Source organism: Streptomyces sp. NPDC045955, from assembly GCF_056430805.1.
On sequence record NZ_JBWKKY010000006.1, the window covers coordinates 222,441 to 237,629 of the forward strand.

Genomic DNA, 15,189 nt, shown 5'->3' on the forward strand with positions numbered 1-15,189 from the left:
GGTTCTCCGTATCGGAGCGTCGACCATCACGGACAAGTCGGATAAATGGGATGATCGCGGCATGACGCGAACCGACGGGTACCTCCTCGACAACCGGCAGACCGAGGCGGCAGAGCACTTCAGCGCCTTCGCCGCTCTCTTCGACCCCACGACGTTCCGGCATCTCGAAGAGCTCGGCATCGGATCCGGCTGGCGTTGCTGGGAGGTCGCAGCGGGTGGCACCTCCGTGGTGTCCTGGCTGGCGAAGAAGGTCGGCCCGACCGGACGCGTCGTCGCGACCGGCACCGACACCTCATGGCTCGCCCCCGCTGCCCGGCCGCCCGTGGAGGTGCGCGTGCACGACCTCGGCGCCGAAGAGCCGCCGGGGGAGGGCTTCGACCTGGTGCACGCCCGTCTCGCCCTCGTCCACGTGGGCGACCGGGCACGGGCCATGCGGTCCATGGTCCAGGCACTGCGCCCCGGCGGGCGCATCCTCGTCGAGGACGCCGACCCCGCCCTCCAGCCGCTGCTCTGCCCCGACGAGCACGGACCCGAGCAGCAGCTCGCGAACCGGCTGCGGCACGGCTTGCGCAGACTGCTCGCCGATCGCGGAACCGAACTCCCCTGCGGCCGCGTCCTCCCGCGGCTGCTCCGGGAGGCAGGCGTGACCCGGGTGCAGGCCGACGCCTACTTCCCCGTCGCCTCACCGGCCTGCGCCGCCCTGGAGTCCGTGACGATCCACCAGATCCGCGACCAGCTCGTCACCGCGGGCCTCGCCACGGACCAGGACATCGACCGGCATCTCGCGAACGTCACGTCCGGCGCCCTCGATCTGACGACCGCTCCGATGATCTCGGCGTGGGGGCGCAAGCAGTAGTCGGAGATGGCGCGGGGCGCCGGGCATCAGCCGGGCCGGGGCGGTCGGCCGCCCACCCGTTCCACCGCACTCGCACCCGCCCGGCAGCCCTCTTCCGCCGCCTCCACGGGCCCGGCACCCGCGAGCAGGGCGGCGAGGAACGCGCCGGTGAAGGCGTCACCGGCGCCCGTGGTGTCCCGTGGCGTCACCGGTACGGCGGGGATGCGGGCGCACACCTTCCCCGAGCGGGCGACGAGTGCTCCCTCGTGCCCCTGCTTGGCCACCACCAGCGGAACACGCAGGCTCAGCTCGGCCGCCGCGTCGGCCGCGTCGGTCAGCCCCGTCAGCAGGCACGCCTCGTCCCGGCTGGGCAGCAGCACGTCCACGCCCTCGACGAGCCCGAGGAACCGCCCGGCGCCCAGCTCCCCGAGGAAACCGGCCGACGCGGGGTCCAGACTCACCGGCACGCCACGCGCCCGTGCGGCCCGCAGAGCCACCGTCACCAGGGCGCGACTCGGCTCCGAGAACAACAGGTAGCCCGACAGGTGCAGCCGGGCCACGCCGTCGAGCAGCGCGTCCGACCAGTCGGCGGGTTCGAGCAGCAACGACGCACCGCTGTCGGTGAGGAACGTCCGCTCCGCCGAAGCGCCCCCGTCCACCAGGCAGATCACCGTGCCGGTCGGCGCCCGCGGGTCGACGACGAGCCGCGGGCGTACGCCATGGGCCACCAGCTCACGCTCGTGCCAGGCAGCGGCATCCGCCCCCACGCGCCCCAGCAGGCGCACCTCCGCCGCGCCCCGGTGCGCGGCCCAGCACGCCACGTTCGCGCCCGCTCCGCCCGGCACCGTCCGGATCGAGGCAGCCGTGTCCGTACCGGCGGCGAGCGGCCCCGCATGCCGCGCGACGACGTCCGTGATGACGTCCCCGACGACCAGCAGCGCCCCGCCCGCTGCCGAGGTCCCCTCCGGGCCGGCTCCGCCTGCCGTGCCGCGGCCGGCCTCGGCCCCGGTCATCCCCGCGCCCAGGCCGCCGCGATCCGCGCCGCCAGGCGTACGTTGCCGCGGACCGCCGCCAGGTTGGCGCTCAGGGAGGCGCCGTCGGTGTGCCGTACGAGGTAGTCGAGCAGGAACGGCGTGACGGCCTGACCGCTGATCCCCCCCTCCTCGCAGGCGTGCAGCGCGTCCGTGAGCACGCGTGCGTGTAGCTCCGGATCGAGCTGCTCCTCCTCGGGGACGGGGTTGGCGACGATCAGCGCCGACTCCGGCCCGGCGAGCGCGTCCTGGGCACGCATGACGCCCGCCACCTCCTCCGGCGTCCGCAGCGTCCAGTCCACGGGATGCCCCGAGTCGGACAGATAGAAGCCGGGGAACCGGTCGGTCCCGTAACCGGCCACCGCGACCCCCAGCGTCTCCAGCCGCTGCAAGGTCGCCGGCACATCCAGGATCGACTTCACTCCGGCGCACACCACGGTGATCCGCGCCCGCGCCAGCAGCCCCAGGTCGGCCGACTCGTCCTGCGTCACCGTCCACTCCCGGTGCACGCCGCCGAGCCCGCCCGTCGCGAACACACGCACGCCCGCCAGCGACGCCAGCAGCGTCGTCGCCGACACCGTGGTAGCCCCGCTCACCCCGGAGGACATCGCGAGCGGCAGGTCGCGGTGGCCCAGCTTGCGGATGCCGTCCTCGTTCGCGACCCGCTCCAGCTGCTCCTTGTCCAGGCCGACATGGGGCCGCCCGTCCAGCACGGCGATCGTCGCGGGCACCGCGCCCTCCCGCCGCACGGCCGTCTCCAGCTCCAGCGCCACCTGGAGGTTGCGCGGCCGCGGCAGCCCGTGCGCGATGATCGTGGACTCCAGGGCCACCACGGGCCGACGCGCGTCGATCGCCGCCCGCACTTCTTCTGACACCACCAGCACCACGCGCCTGCCTCCTGTCGGTCGGTCTTCCCTCATCTCTGGCGGGCGGCGCGCCAGGCCAAACCCTTGCGGGCTGTCGCCGACGTCACGAGCCTGGGGTGCATGACGGACAACACACCGCGACTCGACCACGTCGTCCTCTGGGTGCGCGACCCGCTCGCCGCCGCGGACTTCTACGAGAAGGCCGTCGGCCTGGAAACGCTCAGGCTCACCGAGTTCGCCGCCGGAGAGGTGCCGTTCCCCTCCGTACGCGTCAACGACGAGACCATCCTCGACCTCATGCCGCTGACCTTCGCGGAACGGATGACGATGCTGCCCGGCGCCGCCGACAGCGCGGGGCACCCCGTCAACCACGTCTGTCTGTCCCTGCCCCGGGGCGACTTCGACGCCCTTCTCAGCCGTCTGGAGGAACGCTCCGTACCGGTGTCGGACCTCTCGTACGACTCCTTCGGGGCCCGGGGCAAAGCCACACGCAGCTTCTACTTCCGCGACCCGGACGGCAACGTCTTCGAGGCGCGGCACTACGACTGACCAGGGCGCGCGGCCTCAGAACAGCGGCTCGGGCAGCACCCCTTCGAGGGCCAGCAGCTTTCGCTTGGTCTCCAGGCCGCCCCCGAAGCCCCCGATGCCTCCGCCGCTCTCGACGACCCGGTGGCAGGGCACCACCACCGGCAGCGGGTTGGCGCCCATCGCCGTGCCCACGGCCTGGGCGGCACCCGGCTGGCCGACCCGCCCGGCCAGATCGCCGTACCCGACGACCGTGCCGTACGGCACTGAGGATGCCAGCTCGCGCAGGACCTCGCGGTTGAAGCCGGAGATCAGCGACCAGTCCAGCGGCAGGTCGAAGGCGCGGCGCTCACCCGCGAAGTACGCCTCGACCTGACGTATCGCCTCGGCCAGCAGCGGGGAGCCTGGCGCCTCGGCGGGCTCGGTGCCGAGCCGTGACGCCAGCCGCTCCACCGCCCGGTCCCGCACCGCGTCCGTGGCATGGAACACGACGTTCACCAGGCCCTCGCGGGTCGCCGCCAGCAGCAGCGGGCCGATGGCGCTGTCGACAACGCCCCACACGATCCGCTGCTCGACCTGCCCATGGCTGTCCATGCGCCCACCGTACGACCCGCCACTGACAACGCCGCCCCGGCCGGACGCACCGCCCACCGGCGGCCGGCCTGCCTCACCCGCCCATGGCCTCCCGCACCACGTCCGGCTTGTTCGTGATGATCCCGTCGACCCCGTACCCGGCCGCCCGCCGGGCCCTCGCCGCGTCGTCGACGGTCCACGTGAGGACCTGCAGCGGCCTGCCGTGCGGCCCGGTGAACGCCTTGACGGAAGAGACGTACGCCCTGGAGAGCGACCCGTACGACGGGTTGATCTGGTCGGCGAAACGGGCGTAGAGCGGCAGGGCCGACACGGATGGCGTGCCCAGCAGTCCGGTCTTCACGGCGGGCTTCAGCTCGTGCACCCGCCGCACGCTGTCCGCGCTGAAGCTCTGCACGATCAGCCGTCCCGCCACGTGCGACCGGTCCAGCCAGCCCTCGTTGCCGAGGACCTTGAGCGTCTGCCGCTCGATGCCCGGATACAGCTCCGGGTTCTTGATCTCCAGAAGAAGCTTCTGGTGATGACGCTCGACGCGGTTCACGAACTGCTCCAGCGTCGGCACGCGCGCGTGCGCGTAAGCGGGGCCGAACCAGCTGCCCGCGTCGAGACGGGCGATCTCGGCGGCGGTGAAGTCCTTCACTTTCCACGGAGCCCGGCCGGGATAGACCTCCTCGACGTCGGTGGTACGCCGCAGGTTGTCGTCGTGGAGGACGACGAGCTCACCGTCCCTGGTCCGCTGCACGTCGTTCTCCACCCAGCGGATGCCCAGCTCGGCCGCCTTGTCCACGGCGGCCAGCGTGTTCTCGGGCGCGTACGCGGAAGCTCCCCGGTGTGCGATGACCAGCGGCCAGCCGCCGCCGACTGCGGCCCGCGCCGGGGAGACGGGGAACAGGAGGGCGGCGGTCCCCAGGAGCGCGGTGGTCGAGGCGGCAACGGCGCGCGCGTGCATATGTACTCCTCGCGTCGAGCGATCACGGCATCACAGACAGCTCAACTGTGACAGCAGAGAGTCAACGAAAGAGGGGTACAGGATGGCCACAGGTTGAATGAAGAGGACCCAACTCCGCACACCGGTAGCGCACAACTGGGGCAAGGGCGTGTTTCTTTGCCGGAAAGTCGTTCGACCATTCCGGTGGGGGTCATACTCTCTGCGTCACCCTGACCGCTGCCGCGGTCCTGAGAGGGGGCGCACATCGGGAATTCCGGGTCGCAAAGGGCGGGAAAGGCAGCCGCGCATGCAGGGCACGGTCGACGGATTCAGCTACGGCCTGGTCACACCCCTGGTGGCCTACCTCATGGCCTGCCTCGGAGGCGCCTTGGGCCTGCGCTGCACCACCAGATCCATGCTCGTCGCCCACTCCTGGCGCCCCGGCTGGCTCGCCCTCGGCTCGGCCGCCATCGGCTCCGGCATATGGACCATGCACTTCATCGCGATGATGGGGTTCACGGTCCGGGGGGCCACGATCCACTACGACAAGCCGATGACCTTCGCGAGCCTGGCCGTCGCGATCGTGATGGTGGGTGTCGGGATCTTCATCGTCGGTTACAAGGGAGCCCGCGGAACGGCTCTGTTCACCGGCGGCACCATCACCGGCCTGGGCATCGCGTCGATGCACTACCTCGGCATGGCCAGCATGCACCTGGACGGGAAACTCGAGTACGACACGCTCACCGTCGGCATCTCCGTCGCGATCGCCATGGCCGCCGCCACCGCCGCCCTGTGGGCGGCCGGCCAGGTCAGGGGCCTGATGTGGAGCGTGGGCGCCAGCCTCGTCATGGGACTCGCCGTCAGCGGCATGCACTACACCGGCATGGCCGGCCTCAGCGTCCACCTGCACGGCACGGCCGAACCCACCGCGGGAGAGTCACCCGCCGCCCTGCTCGCCCCCATGCTGATCGGCCCGCTCGCCTTCCTCCTCCTCGCCGGCGTCGTGGTGATGTTCGACCCGCTGATGGTCATGGGGAAGCCCGCGGTCGTCCCCGTCGAGCGCAGGCCCGGCATTCCCGCCCACGTCCACACGCCCCACAACCCACAGCGCCTGCGATTCCGCCCCCGCCGCACCCTGGAGCACCGGGGCTCCCGAACCCCGCAGAACCGCTGACCGGAGCCCATTGTCAGTGCGGGGTCGTACGGTGGATCCCATGCGGCCCGTTTCCCAGATCGAACGCACGGTGGCGCCCTTCGAGGTCGTCAGCCCCTACCAGCCGAGCGGCGACCAGCCGACGGCCATCGCCGAGCTCGCCCAGCGCATCCAGGCGGGCGAGAAGGACGTCGTCCTCCTGGGCGCGACCGGCACCGGCAAGTCCGCCACCACCGCGTGGATGATCGAGAAGCTCCAGCGCCCCACGCTCGTGATGGCGCCGAACAAGACGCTGGCGGCCCAGCTGGCGAACGAGTTCCGGGAGCTTCTTCCGAACAACGCCGTCGAGTACTTCGTCTCGTACTACGACTACTACCAGCCCGAGGCCTACGTCCCGCAGTCGGACACCTACATCGAGAAGGACTCCTCGATCAACGAGGAGGTCGAGCGCCTGCGCCACTCCGCGACCAACTCGCTGCTCACCCGGCGTGACGTCGTCGTGGTCGCCTCGGTCTCCTGCATCTACGGCCTCGGTACGCCGCAGGAGTACGTGGACCGCATGGTCCCCCTCCGCGTCGGCGAGGAGCACGACCGCGACGAGCTGCTGCGCCGCTTCGTGGACATCCAGTACACGCGCAACGACATGGCCTTCACCCGCGGCACCTTCCGCGTCCGCGGCGACACCATCGAGATCTTCCCGGTCTACGAGGAGCTGGCCGTCCGCATCGAGATGTTCGGCGACGAGATCGAGGCACTGTCCACGCTGCACCCGGTCACCGGCGAGATCATCAGCGACGACCAGCAGCTCTACGTCTTCCCGGCCTCCCACTACGTCGCAGGGCCCGAGCGCCTGGAGCGGGCCATCAACGACATCGAGAAGGAACTGGGCGAGCGCCTCGCCGAGCTGGAGAAGCAGGGCAAGCTCCTGGAGGCCCAGCGCCTGAGGATGCGCACGACCTACGACATCGAGATGCTCCGCCAGATCGGCTCCTGCTCCGGCGTGGAGAACTACTCGATGCACTTCGACGGCCGCCTGCCCGGCTCCCCGCCCAACACCCTGCTGGACTACTTCCCGGACGACTTCCTCCTCGTCATCGACGAGTCGCACGTCACGGTCCCGCAGATCGGCGCGATGTACGAGGGCGACGCCTCCCGCAAGCGCACCCTCGTCGACCACGGCTTCCGGCTGCCCTCCGCCCTGGACAACCGCCCGCTGAAGTGGGAGGAGTTCCAGGAGCGCATCGGCCAGACGGTCTACCTGTCGGCGACCCCGGGCGCCTACGAGCTCTCCCGCTCGGACGGGGTCGTCGAGCAGATCATCCGCCCCACCGGCCTCGTCGACCCGGAAGTCGTCGTCAAGCCCACCGAGGGCCAGATCGACGATCTGGTGCACGAGATCCGGCAGCGCACCGAGAAGGACGAGCGCGTCCTGGTCACCACGCTCACCAAGAAGATGGCCGAGGACCTCACGGACTACTTCCTGGAGCTGGGCATCCAGGTGCGCTATCTGCACAGCGACGTCGACACCCTGCGCCGTGTCGAACTCCTGCGTGAGCTGCGCGCCGGTGAGTACGACGTGCTGGTAGGCATCAACCTCCTGCGGGAGGGCCTCGACCTGCCCGAGGTGTCCCTGGTGGCGATCCTGGACGCCGACAAGGAGGGCTTCCTGCGCTCCGGGACCTCCCTGATCCAGACCATCGGCCGCGCCGCGCGCAACGTCTCCGGTCAGGTCCACATGTACGCGGACAAGATCACCCCGGCGATGGCGAAGGCCATCGACGAGACCAACCGGCGCCGGGAGAAGCAGGTCGCGTACAACAAGGAGCGGGGCATCGACCCCCAGCCCCTCCGCAAGAAGATCAACGACATCGTCGCCCAGATCGCCCGCGAGGACATCGACACCGAGCAGCTGCTCGGCTCGGGCTACCGCAAGGCGAAGAAGGACGGCGGGGGCACCAAGGCGCCCGTGCCGTCCCTGGGCAGGGGCGCCGAGGGCACCAAGCCGGCCAAGGGCAAGGGCAAGGCCAAGGAGACGGTGCCGACCGACCGCCCCGCGGCCGAACTCAGCGAGCAGATCGAGGAACTCACCGCACGCATGCGGGCCGCCGCCGCGGACCTCCAGTTCGAGATCGCGGCCCGGCTGCGCGACGAGGTCTCCGAGATGAAGAAGGAACTGCGCCAGATGAAGGAGGCGGGCCTGGCCTGACGGCGGACCGCGTACGCGCAGTGTTGCAAGACCGACACAAAGTGCGGACCGGGGTACGGCACTGTCAGTGCCCCTGCGTAGGGTTCTGATCAACCGCGACTGCGCGGCAACAGGGGACGTCCGAGAGGGGATCAGCGCGTGACCGTCAACATGACCAAGGGTCAGGCCATCAGTCTGCAGAAGAACGACGGTGGCAGCCTGACCGCGGTACGCATGGGTCTCGGCTGGCAGGCGGCTCCCCGGCGCGGCCTGTTCGGCTCGCGTACGCGCGAGATCGACCTCGACGCCTCGGCCGTCCTGTTCGCCGACAAGCAGCCGGTCGACGTCGTCTTCTTCCGCCACCTGGTGAGCGACGACGGCTCGGTGCGCCACACCGGTGACAACCTCGTCGGCGGTGTCGGCCAGGGCGGCGACGACGAGGCGATCCTCGTCGACCTCTCGCGCGTCCCGGTCCACATCGACCAGATCGTCTTCACCGTGAACTCCTTCACGGGCCAGACGTTCCAGGAGGTGCAGAACGCGTTCTGCCGGCTGGTCGACGAGACCAACGGCCAGGAGCTCGCCCGCTACACACTGGCCGGCGGCGGCCAGTACACCGCCCAGATCATGGCCAAGGTGCACCGTTCGGGCCCGGGCTGGACGATGACGGCCCTCGGCAACCCGGCCAACGGCCGCACCTTCCAGGACCTGATGCCGGCGATCCTGCCCGTCCTCTGAGGTCCGGGCCCACCGGCCGGGGCGGGGCAGGCGAGCGGCACACGACACCAGACAACGACACAGGGGGAGAAGGCGATGACGGCCGAGCTGGTGCGGGGGCAGAACCACCCGCTCTCCCAGGTCCGACTCGAGATCCGGGTCTCGGCCGGCACGCCGATCGTGGCCGCGGCCGCGCTCAGCGACGAGAGGGGTCGCATCCACGGGGCGGAGTGGGTCGCCCACCCGGGCGCGCCCACCCAGCCCGGTCTGGAGGTCTCCCGGCAGGCCGCCGCCGACCATCGCCTCGCCGTGGATCTGGACGCCGTGCCGGAGGCCGTCCACCGTGTCGGCGTACTGCTCGCCCTGCCCGCCGCCGGGGCGGGCCCGAGCCGTTTCGGTGCCGTGGCCGCCCCGTTCGTCGCCGTCACCGGCCTCGACGGCGCCGAGATCGCCACCTACACCATCACCGGCCTGGAAGCCGAGTCCGCGGTCGTCGCCCTCGAGCTCTACCGCCGGCAGGGCGCCTGGAAGGTGCGCGCCGTCGGCCAGGGCTACGCGGGCGGCCTCGCCGAACTGCTCACCGACCAGGGCCTGCCCGAGGCGCGCATGCTCGCCGGCAGCATCGACGACGCGGTGGCCCAGGGGGTGGCCCGCTCGGTGCAGGCACCCCTGCCGCGCACGGCGGACACCGACCGGTCCCGGCAGACGGCGGCCCCGGCCCTCGGCCCGGACCAGAGCGGCACCGCGCCTCAGCCGGACCAGGCACCACCGACGTCGCCGTACGGCGGTCAGCCACCCGGCGGTCCTGGGCAGCCCGCGCCGCAGACGCCGTCGTACCCCGGCACGGCCCCGGAGCCCAACGCCGTCACCCAACCCTCCGCGCCCACCACGGGCGGCTCGATCGACTACAGCCACCCGCGCCGCCAGAACACCGCTCCGCCCCCGCCACCCACCGCACCCCCGGCCGCACCGGGGCAGCCGGCCCGGCCCGTCGCGGGCGACGCGACCGGCTGGTCCATGGACGAGCGGCTCTACAACCAGGTGTGGGGCATGTTCGAGGACCTGGCCCGCAGCACCGCCGCCTACCGCAGCGCCGTCGACTTCGCCGAGTCCCGCATGGACAAGGAGCTGGAGCAGGTCCTCTCCGACCCGCGCAGCCGGATCGGCGGACAGGGCGACGCCGCGCGCGAGGCGGCCCGCGCCCGGCACGACCAGCTCGTCGCCCAGGCCGGCGAGGCCCTCGACCGGGACCTCACCCAGCTCATCGCCGAGGCCGAGGTCGTCGAACCCGCACTCCCCCCGGCGTACGCCCGCTGGGACAGCCCCGTCTGGCACGCCTACCGCGTACCGATGGAGACCCCCATGGCCCTGCGCCTGGGCGACCTCCATCTCCCCGAAGCCGACCGGATCCGCATCCCGATGCTGGTCAGGCTGCCGCTGGAGCGCGGCCTGTGGATCGACAGCGGCCGGACCGGCTCGTCCGGCGGTTCGTTCGACGACTCGCATGCCCTGGGGCGTCTCGCCCTGGAGACGGCGGTCGCGCACGCGGCCCGGCTGCTCGCCGTCTATCCGGCGGGGGAGTTCACCGTTCACGTCATCGACCCGGCCGGCTCGGGTGCGCAGCCACTCGCACCCCTGGTGCAGACCGGGGTACTCGCGGCCCCGCCCGCGCTCGGCGCCGCAGGAGTGGCGGACGCGCTGGGCCGGCTCACCCAGCGGGTCGACCTGGTGCAGATGGCGGTGCGGGGCGGCGCCGCCGACTCCCTCCCGCCGGGCTTCGACACCTCCCAGCAACTGCTGATCGTCAACGACTTCCCGCACGGCTTCGACGACCGGGCCGTGAACCAGCTGCGCTACCTCGCCGACGAGGGCCCCGCCTTCGGCGTCCATCTGATGATGGTGGCCGACCGCGAGGAGTCGTCCGGGTACGGGCCTTTGCTCGACCCGCTGTGGCGTTCGCTGCTGCGACTGACGCCGGTCCCCGACGATCACCTCGCCGACCCGTGGGTCGGTCATGCCTGGACGTACGAGCCCGCGCTGGTGCCGCCGGGCAGCCAGGTCCTCCAGCAGGTGCTCGCCCAGGTCGCGGCCGCCCGCACCAAGTATGTGTAAAGCGCCCTGACCAGGGATTTTGGTCTTTCTTTTGCCAAGTGCTTTACCTGTTCTTGGTGATTGGGGTACTTTGGACGGCACGGAGGGGAGTACTCCCTGTCTGCTGCGGCGTACCCGTCAATACGGATCAGGCCAGATCCCGGGGCGTCGGCCCAATCCTGGGTGGAAGAGACCTCCGGCAGCGACGACGCTGACATTTGCCGTTACGACTGCCGGAGGCGCAGTGGATGTTTCCGTGACCCTATGGGTCCTGACGATCGTGGGGCTCGCCGCCCTGATCGCGGTCGACTTCTTCATCGGCCGCAAGCCGCACGACGTATCGATCAAGGAAGCCGGGATCTGGACAGTCGTCTGGATCGTCCTGGCCGCCCTCTTCGGGTTCGGCCTGCTGGTGTTCGGCGGCGGCCAGCCCGCCGGTGAGTTCTTCGCAGGCTTCATCACCGAGAAGTCGCTGAGCGTCGACAACCTCTTCGTCTTCGTCCTGATCATGGCGAAGTTCGCGGTGCCCACGCAGTACCAGCAGCGCGTCCTGCTGATCGGTGTCCTCATAGCGCTCGTCCTGCGGGCCATCTTCATCGCCGCGGGTGCCGCGATCCTCGCCAGCTTCTCGTGGGTCTTCTACATCTTCGGCGCCTTCCTCATCTGGACCGCGTGGAAGCTCATCCAGGAGGCCCGGGCGGACGAGGAGGACGAGGACTGGGAGGAGAACAAGCTCCTCAAGGCAGCCGAGCGCCGCTTCGGGGTGGCCGACCGCTACCACGGCACCAAGCTGTGGATCCAGGAGAACGGCAAGCGGGTCATGACCCCGATGCTGGTCGTGATGCTCGCGATCGGCACCACGGACGTGCTGTTCGCCCTCGACTCCATCCCCGCGATCTTCGGCCTGACGCAGGACCCGTACATCGTCTTCACGGCCAACGCGTTCGCCCTGATGGGCCTGCGCCAGCTGTACTTCCTCATCGGAGGCCTGCTGAAGAAGCTGGTCCACCTCAGCTACGGCCTGTCGATCATCCTCGGCTTCATCGGCGTGAAGCTCGTGCTGCACGCGCTGCACGAGTCCGGGGTGCACGTGCCCGAGATCAGCATCCCGGTCTCGCTCGGCGTCATCTGCGCCGTCCTGATCGTCACCACGATCACCAGTCTGCGGGCTTCGAAGAAGCAGGCGGCGGCCGAGGCGGCGCAGGCGCAGAGCGGGGGCCCTTCGAAGGACAGCATCGACGTCTGACCACGTCGGACGCGGGAGCAACCATCACCGGGACCGGTGGTCAGCGAATTGCCGACCACCGGTCCCGGTGCTTGTTTGTTCTTGAGCGCGTTCCCCGGCCCGGGGGCGCCGTGGCCGGCTGGAGGTGCCATGAAGTTCGTCCAGATCATCGATTTCGAGACCGAGCGCTTGGACGAGATGGAGCGGGTGCTCGAGGAGGCGGGGAGGGGCTTCGCCGACCGGCCGGGCGGCCCCAGGCAGCGCATGCTTCTGAAGGACCGCGACAATCCGCGCCGTTATCTGGCGCTGATCGAGTTCGACTCCTACGAGGAGGCCATGCGCAACAGCGAGGACCCCGAGACCAGCAGGATGGCGCAGCAACTGGACGAACTCTGCATCGGCGAGCGGGTGTTCACCAACTGCGACCTCGTGGACCAGCGCGAGCTCGCGTAGTCCCGTGGCACGAGCGAAGGGGCCCCGCACGACCGGAGCGCGGGCCCCCTTCGCGGGCGACGACAACTCGACAACTGGCCCGCGACACAGCGGAAACTGTTCGCGGCGTATCCGGAGCCGGCGATCAACCCGTAGACGCGCATGACGACCGAGTTCACCCCGAGGCCGGCTCCGCAGCCGCCGCCACCGGACGCGTCTCCGGCAACAGCGCGAAGCACCCCAGGCTGAGCAGCGCGATCGCCGTCAGATACGCGGCCACACCCCAGGGCACCCGCCCTCCCTGCTCGGCCAGCGCCGTCGCCACGATCGGCGTGAGCGCGCCCCCGATGACCCCGCCGAGGTTGTAGCCGACGGCGGCGCCCGTGCAGCGCACCCGCGGCTCGTACAGCTCCGGCAGATACGCGGCGATCACGGCGAACATCGTGATGAAGGCGAGCATCGCCCCGAGGAAGCCGAGGAACATCGGCAGCGGCGCGCCGGTGGCGAGGAGCGCGACCATCGGGAACATCCACAGGGCGGCGGCCGCGCATCCGGCCAGGCACAGGGGACGCCGACCGTACCGGTCCCCGAGCAGCGCCACCAGCGGCGTGAGCGCGCCCTTGACGACCACGGCGCCCATGATGCAGGTCAGCATGACGCTGCGGCTCACCCCCAGCCGCTCCGTCCCGTAGGCGAGAGACCAGGTCGTCACGGCGTAGAAGATCGCGTAGCCGATCGCGAGCGCCCCGCCGGTCAGCAGCAGAAGCCGCCAGTGGTCGCGCAGGACCTCGACGAGCGGCACGCGCGCGTGGTCGTCGATCTCGAGGAAGCTGGGGCTCTCGGCGAGCGACGAGCGCAGCCACAGCCCCACGACGGCCAGCACCCCCGCCGCCCAGAACGGCACCCGCCACCCCCACGCGGCGAACTGCGCCTCGGACAGCGTTGCCGAGAGCCCCAGCACCACCCCGTTGGCGAGCAGGAACCCCAGCGCGGGCCCGACCTGCGGGAAGCTCGACCACAGCCCACGCCGCCCGGCGGGCGCGTGCTCCACCGTCAGCAGCACCGCCCCGCCCCACTCCCCACCGAGCCCCAGCCCCTGGAGGAAACGCAGCACCAGGAGCAGCAGTGGAGCGACCACGCCGATCGTCCCGTACGTCGGTACACAGCCGACCGCGACCGTGGAGGCACCGGTCAGCAGCAGGGAGGCGACGAGGACCGGCCGCCGCCCGTGCCGGTCCCCGATGTGCCCGAACAGCACCGACCCCAGCGGCCGCGCGATGAAGCCCACGCCGAAGGTGGCGAAGGCGGCCAGCGTCCCGGCCACCGGCGAGAAGGTGGGGAAGAACAGCGGCCCCAGGATCAGGGCCGCCGCGGTGCCGTAGACGAAGAAGTCGTAGAACTCGATGGCCGTGCCGGCGAGCGAGGCGGCGGCGAGGCGGGGCATGGAAGGTGCCCTTACGGAGCGTACGTCGTGCATGCCGCGTCAACTACCCACCGTGACGGCGGGTTGCGGGGCGCGCGGAAGCCCCGGGGGCCCTCAGTATGTGACCGTGATGCGCCGGGCCGGTCCGTCCACGCGCACGGTGCCGCCGTACGGGATCACCAGCTGCGGATCGGTGTGCCCGAAGTCGACGTCGAAGACGATCGTGGTGTCGGGCGCGTAGACACGCAGGGCGCGCAGCACGGCCTCCCGCTGTTCGGACGCGTGACGAGCGGCTTCCTCGGGGCTGTTGGGGCACTCGAAGGACCAGGTCTTCGGGCGGCCCATGAGGAGGGCCGAGAAGCGCTGGAGCAGCCCGCGTTCGCCCATGGCGCGCAGCGTGCGAAAGACCTCCGTGGCGCTCGGCATGTCCTCGGATGTCTCCAGGAGCAGCACTCCACCGTCGTACACCGACAGATCGTGCGCGATCTCCCGGTCGGCCATCAGCAGCCAGCCGAGGATCTCAAGGCAGCCGCCCCAACTGCGGCCTTCGACCACCCGGTCGGCGTTGACCCAGGTCCAGCCGGTGCCGGGCCGGGTCTCCGGCTCCGCGTCGAAGGTCGCCGGATCCGCCCAGTCCCGGTCGATGTCACGCCACCGCTCGGCGGGCCGCAGCTCGAACGGGCCGGAGGTGAACAGGGCCGCGCGCAAGGACTCGGCGGTCTGGGGGTGCATGGCCGTCGGACGGCCCAGCTCGCACATCACACTCGCCCCGTGAAAGGCGACGATGCCGCTGTTGTGGAGGTAGGCGAGCAGGTTCGTGTTGTCGCTCATCCCGAAGAACGGCTTCGGGTTGGCCCGGATCAATTCCCGGTCCAGCAGCGGCAGTACGGTGATCTGGTCGTCCCCGCCGATCGACGCGATGACCGCCTTGACGTCCGGGTCGGCGAAGGCCGCCTGGATGTCGTCGGCCCGCTCCTGGGGCGTGGAGCCCATCTTGCGGGTCGCCGGGTACTCGACCGGCTCCAGCCCGTACTCCTTGCGCAGCCGCTCCAGGCCCAGCTCGTAGGGGAGCGGGAAGAGCCCGGGCAGGCCGGAGGAGGGCGAGAGCACGGCGATGCGGTCGCCGGGGGACGGCTTGGGCGGGTACACGAGGCTCGTCATGGCGGGAGGCTACGGCCCGGCGGTCC

At 71.0% G+C, this 15,189-nt stretch carries 14 protein-coding genes; 8 read left to right on the forward strand and 6 right to left on the reverse strand.

All coding sequences use genetic code 11. The features are described from left to right. Nucleotides 1-61 precede the first annotated feature (61 nt). Nucleotides 62-856: a methyltransferase domain-containing protein gene (locus AC07F0_RS14790; RefSeq protein ID WP_478978662.1), complete on the forward strand. Its 795-nt coding sequence runs from the start codon at nucleotides 62-64 to the stop codon at nucleotides 854-856. A 26-nt stretch (nucleotides 857-882) separates the two neighbouring features. On the opposite strand, the gene AC07F0_RS14795 is transcribed toward AC07F0_RS14790, so the two are convergent. Both AC07F0_RS14795 and AC07F0_RS14800 read right to left on the reverse strand, forming a co-directional pair. After that, on the reverse strand, nucleotides 883-1,848 hold the full coding sequence (locus tag AC07F0_RS14795) for a carbohydrate kinase family protein (RefSeq protein ID WP_478978665.1): 966 nt from the start codon (nucleotides 1,846-1,848) through the stop codon (nucleotides 883-885). Then, complete coding sequence (locus tag AC07F0_RS14800; protein WP_478978668.1) at nucleotides 1,845-2,753, reverse strand: pseudouridine-5'-phosphate glycosidase; 909 nt, start codon at nucleotides 2,751-2,753, stop codon at nucleotides 1,845-1,847. Before AC07F0_RS14800 ends, AC07F0_RS14795 begins: the two co-directional genes overlap by 4 nt. Nucleotides 2,754-2,852: 99 nt before the next feature. Between AC07F0_RS14800 and AC07F0_RS14805 the strand changes: the two genes are divergently transcribed. Further along, complete coding sequence (locus AC07F0_RS14805; protein WP_478978671.1) at nucleotides 2,853-3,281, forward strand: VOC family protein; 429 nt, start codon at nucleotides 2,853-2,855, stop codon at nucleotides 3,279-3,281. A 15-nt stretch (nucleotides 3,282-3,296) separates the two neighbouring features. Here AC07F0_RS14805 and AC07F0_RS14810 read toward each other — a convergent pair whose 3' ends face one another. Together AC07F0_RS14810 and AC07F0_RS14815 are read right to left on the reverse strand one after the other, a co-directional pair. Continuing rightward, entirely contained in the window at nucleotides 3,297-3,851 is a 555-nt protein-coding gene (locus AC07F0_RS14810) for a methylated-DNA--[protein]-cysteine S-methyltransferase (protein ID WP_478978674.1), read from the reverse strand. Nucleotides 3,852-3,924: 73 nt separating this feature from the next. Then, nucleotides 3,925-4,797 (reverse strand): glycerophosphodiester phosphodiesterase, encoded by an 873-nt coding sequence (locus AC07F0_RS14815; RefSeq protein ID WP_478978677.1) that lies wholly within the window; start codon nucleotides 4,795-4,797, stop codon nucleotides 3,925-3,927. A 286-nt stretch (nucleotides 4,798-5,083) separates the two neighbouring features. On the opposite strand from AC07F0_RS14815, the gene AC07F0_RS14820 reads away from it, so the two are divergent. The 6 genes from AC07F0_RS14820 (at nucleotide 5,084) to AC07F0_RS14845 (ending at nucleotide 12,600) form a co-directional block, all read left to right on the forward strand. After that, a complete protein-coding gene (locus tag AC07F0_RS14820; protein ID WP_478978680.1) occupies nucleotides 5,084-5,950 on the forward strand; it encodes an MHYT domain-containing protein in 867 nt (288 codons plus the stop codon). Between the two features lie 40 nt (nucleotides 5,951-5,990). Next, entirely contained in the window at nucleotides 5,991-8,135 is a 2,145-nt protein-coding gene (uvrB, locus tag AC07F0_RS14825) for an excinuclease ABC subunit UvrB (RefSeq protein ID WP_478978683.1), read from the forward strand. A 138-nt stretch (nucleotides 8,136-8,273) separates the two neighbouring features. Continuing rightward, nucleotides 8,274-8,852: a TerD family protein gene (locus tag AC07F0_RS14830; protein WP_010039633.1), complete on the forward strand. Its 579-nt coding sequence runs from the start codon at nucleotides 8,274-8,276 to the stop codon at nucleotides 8,850-8,852. Nucleotides 8,853-8,927: 75 nt separating this feature from the next. After that, entirely contained in the window at nucleotides 8,928-10,943 is a 2,016-nt protein-coding gene (locus AC07F0_RS14835; protein WP_478978686.1) for a TerD family protein, read from the forward strand. Between the two features lie 223 nt (nucleotides 10,944-11,166). Beyond that, the gene (locus tag AC07F0_RS14840) at nucleotides 11,167-12,168 is read left to right on the forward strand and encodes a TerC/Alx family metal homeostasis membrane protein (protein ID WP_478978689.1); all 1,002 of its coding nucleotides are present in this window, start codon (nucleotides 11,167-11,169) and stop codon (nucleotides 12,166-12,168) included. Nucleotides 12,169-12,297: 129 nt separating this feature from the next. Further along, complete coding sequence (locus AC07F0_RS14845; protein WP_478978692.1) at nucleotides 12,298-12,600, forward strand: hypothetical protein; 303 nt, start codon at nucleotides 12,298-12,300, stop codon at nucleotides 12,598-12,600. Nucleotides 12,601-12,754: 154 nt separating this feature from the next. On the opposite strand, the gene AC07F0_RS14850 is transcribed toward AC07F0_RS14845, so the two are convergent. Continuing rightward, on the reverse strand, nucleotides 12,755-14,023 hold the full coding sequence (locus tag AC07F0_RS14850) for an MFS transporter (protein WP_478978695.1): 1,269 nt from the start codon (nucleotides 14,021-14,023) through the stop codon (nucleotides 12,755-12,757). A gap of 93 nt (nucleotides 14,024-14,116) precedes the next feature. After that, complete coding sequence (locus AC07F0_RS14855) at nucleotides 14,117-15,163, reverse strand: S66 family peptidase (protein ID WP_478978698.1); 1,047 nt, start codon at nucleotides 15,161-15,163, stop codon at nucleotides 14,117-14,119. Nucleotides 15,164-15,189 lie beyond the last annotated feature (26 nt).

Coding starts and splice junctions, on each gene's coding strand:
- AC07F0_RS14790 (WP_478978662.1), top strand. CDS start 62: ATGACGCGAACCGACGGGTACCTCCTCGACAACCGGCAGACCGAGGCG.
- AC07F0_RS14795 (WP_478978665.1), bottom strand. CDS start 1,848: ATGACCGGGGCCGAGGCCGGCCGCGGCACGGCAGGCGGAGCCGGCCCG.
- AC07F0_RS14805 (WP_478978671.1), top strand. CDS start 2,853: ATGACGGACAACACACCGCGACTCGACCACGTCGTCCTCTGGGTGCGC.
- AC07F0_RS14810 (WP_478978674.1), bottom strand. CDS start 3,851: ATGGACAGCCATGGGCAGGTCGAGCAGCGGATCGTGTGGGGCGTTGTC.
- AC07F0_RS14815 (WP_478978677.1), bottom strand. CDS start 4,797: ATGCACGCGCGCGCCGTTGCCGCCTCGACCACCGCGCTCCTGGGGACC.
- AC07F0_RS14820 (WP_478978680.1), top strand. CDS start 5,084: ATGCAGGGCACGGTCGACGGATTCAGCTACGGCCTGGTCACACCCCTG.
- uvrB (WP_478978683.1), top strand. CDS start 5,991: ATGCGGCCCGTTTCCCAGATCGAACGCACGGTGGCGCCCTTCGAGGTC.
- AC07F0_RS14835 (WP_478978686.1), top strand. CDS start 8,928: ATGACGGCCGAGCTGGTGCGGGGGCAGAACCACCCGCTCTCCCAGGTC.
- AC07F0_RS14845 (WP_478978692.1), top strand. CDS start 12,298: ATGAAGTTCGTCCAGATCATCGATTTCGAGACCGAGCGCTTGGACGAG.
- AC07F0_RS14850 (WP_478978695.1), bottom strand. CDS start 14,023: ATGCCCCGCCTCGCCGCCGCCTCGCTCGCCGGCACGGCCATCGAGTTC.
- AC07F0_RS14855 (WP_478978698.1), bottom strand. CDS start 15,163: ATGACGAGCCTCGTGTACCCGCCCAAGCCGTCCCCCGGCGACCGCATC.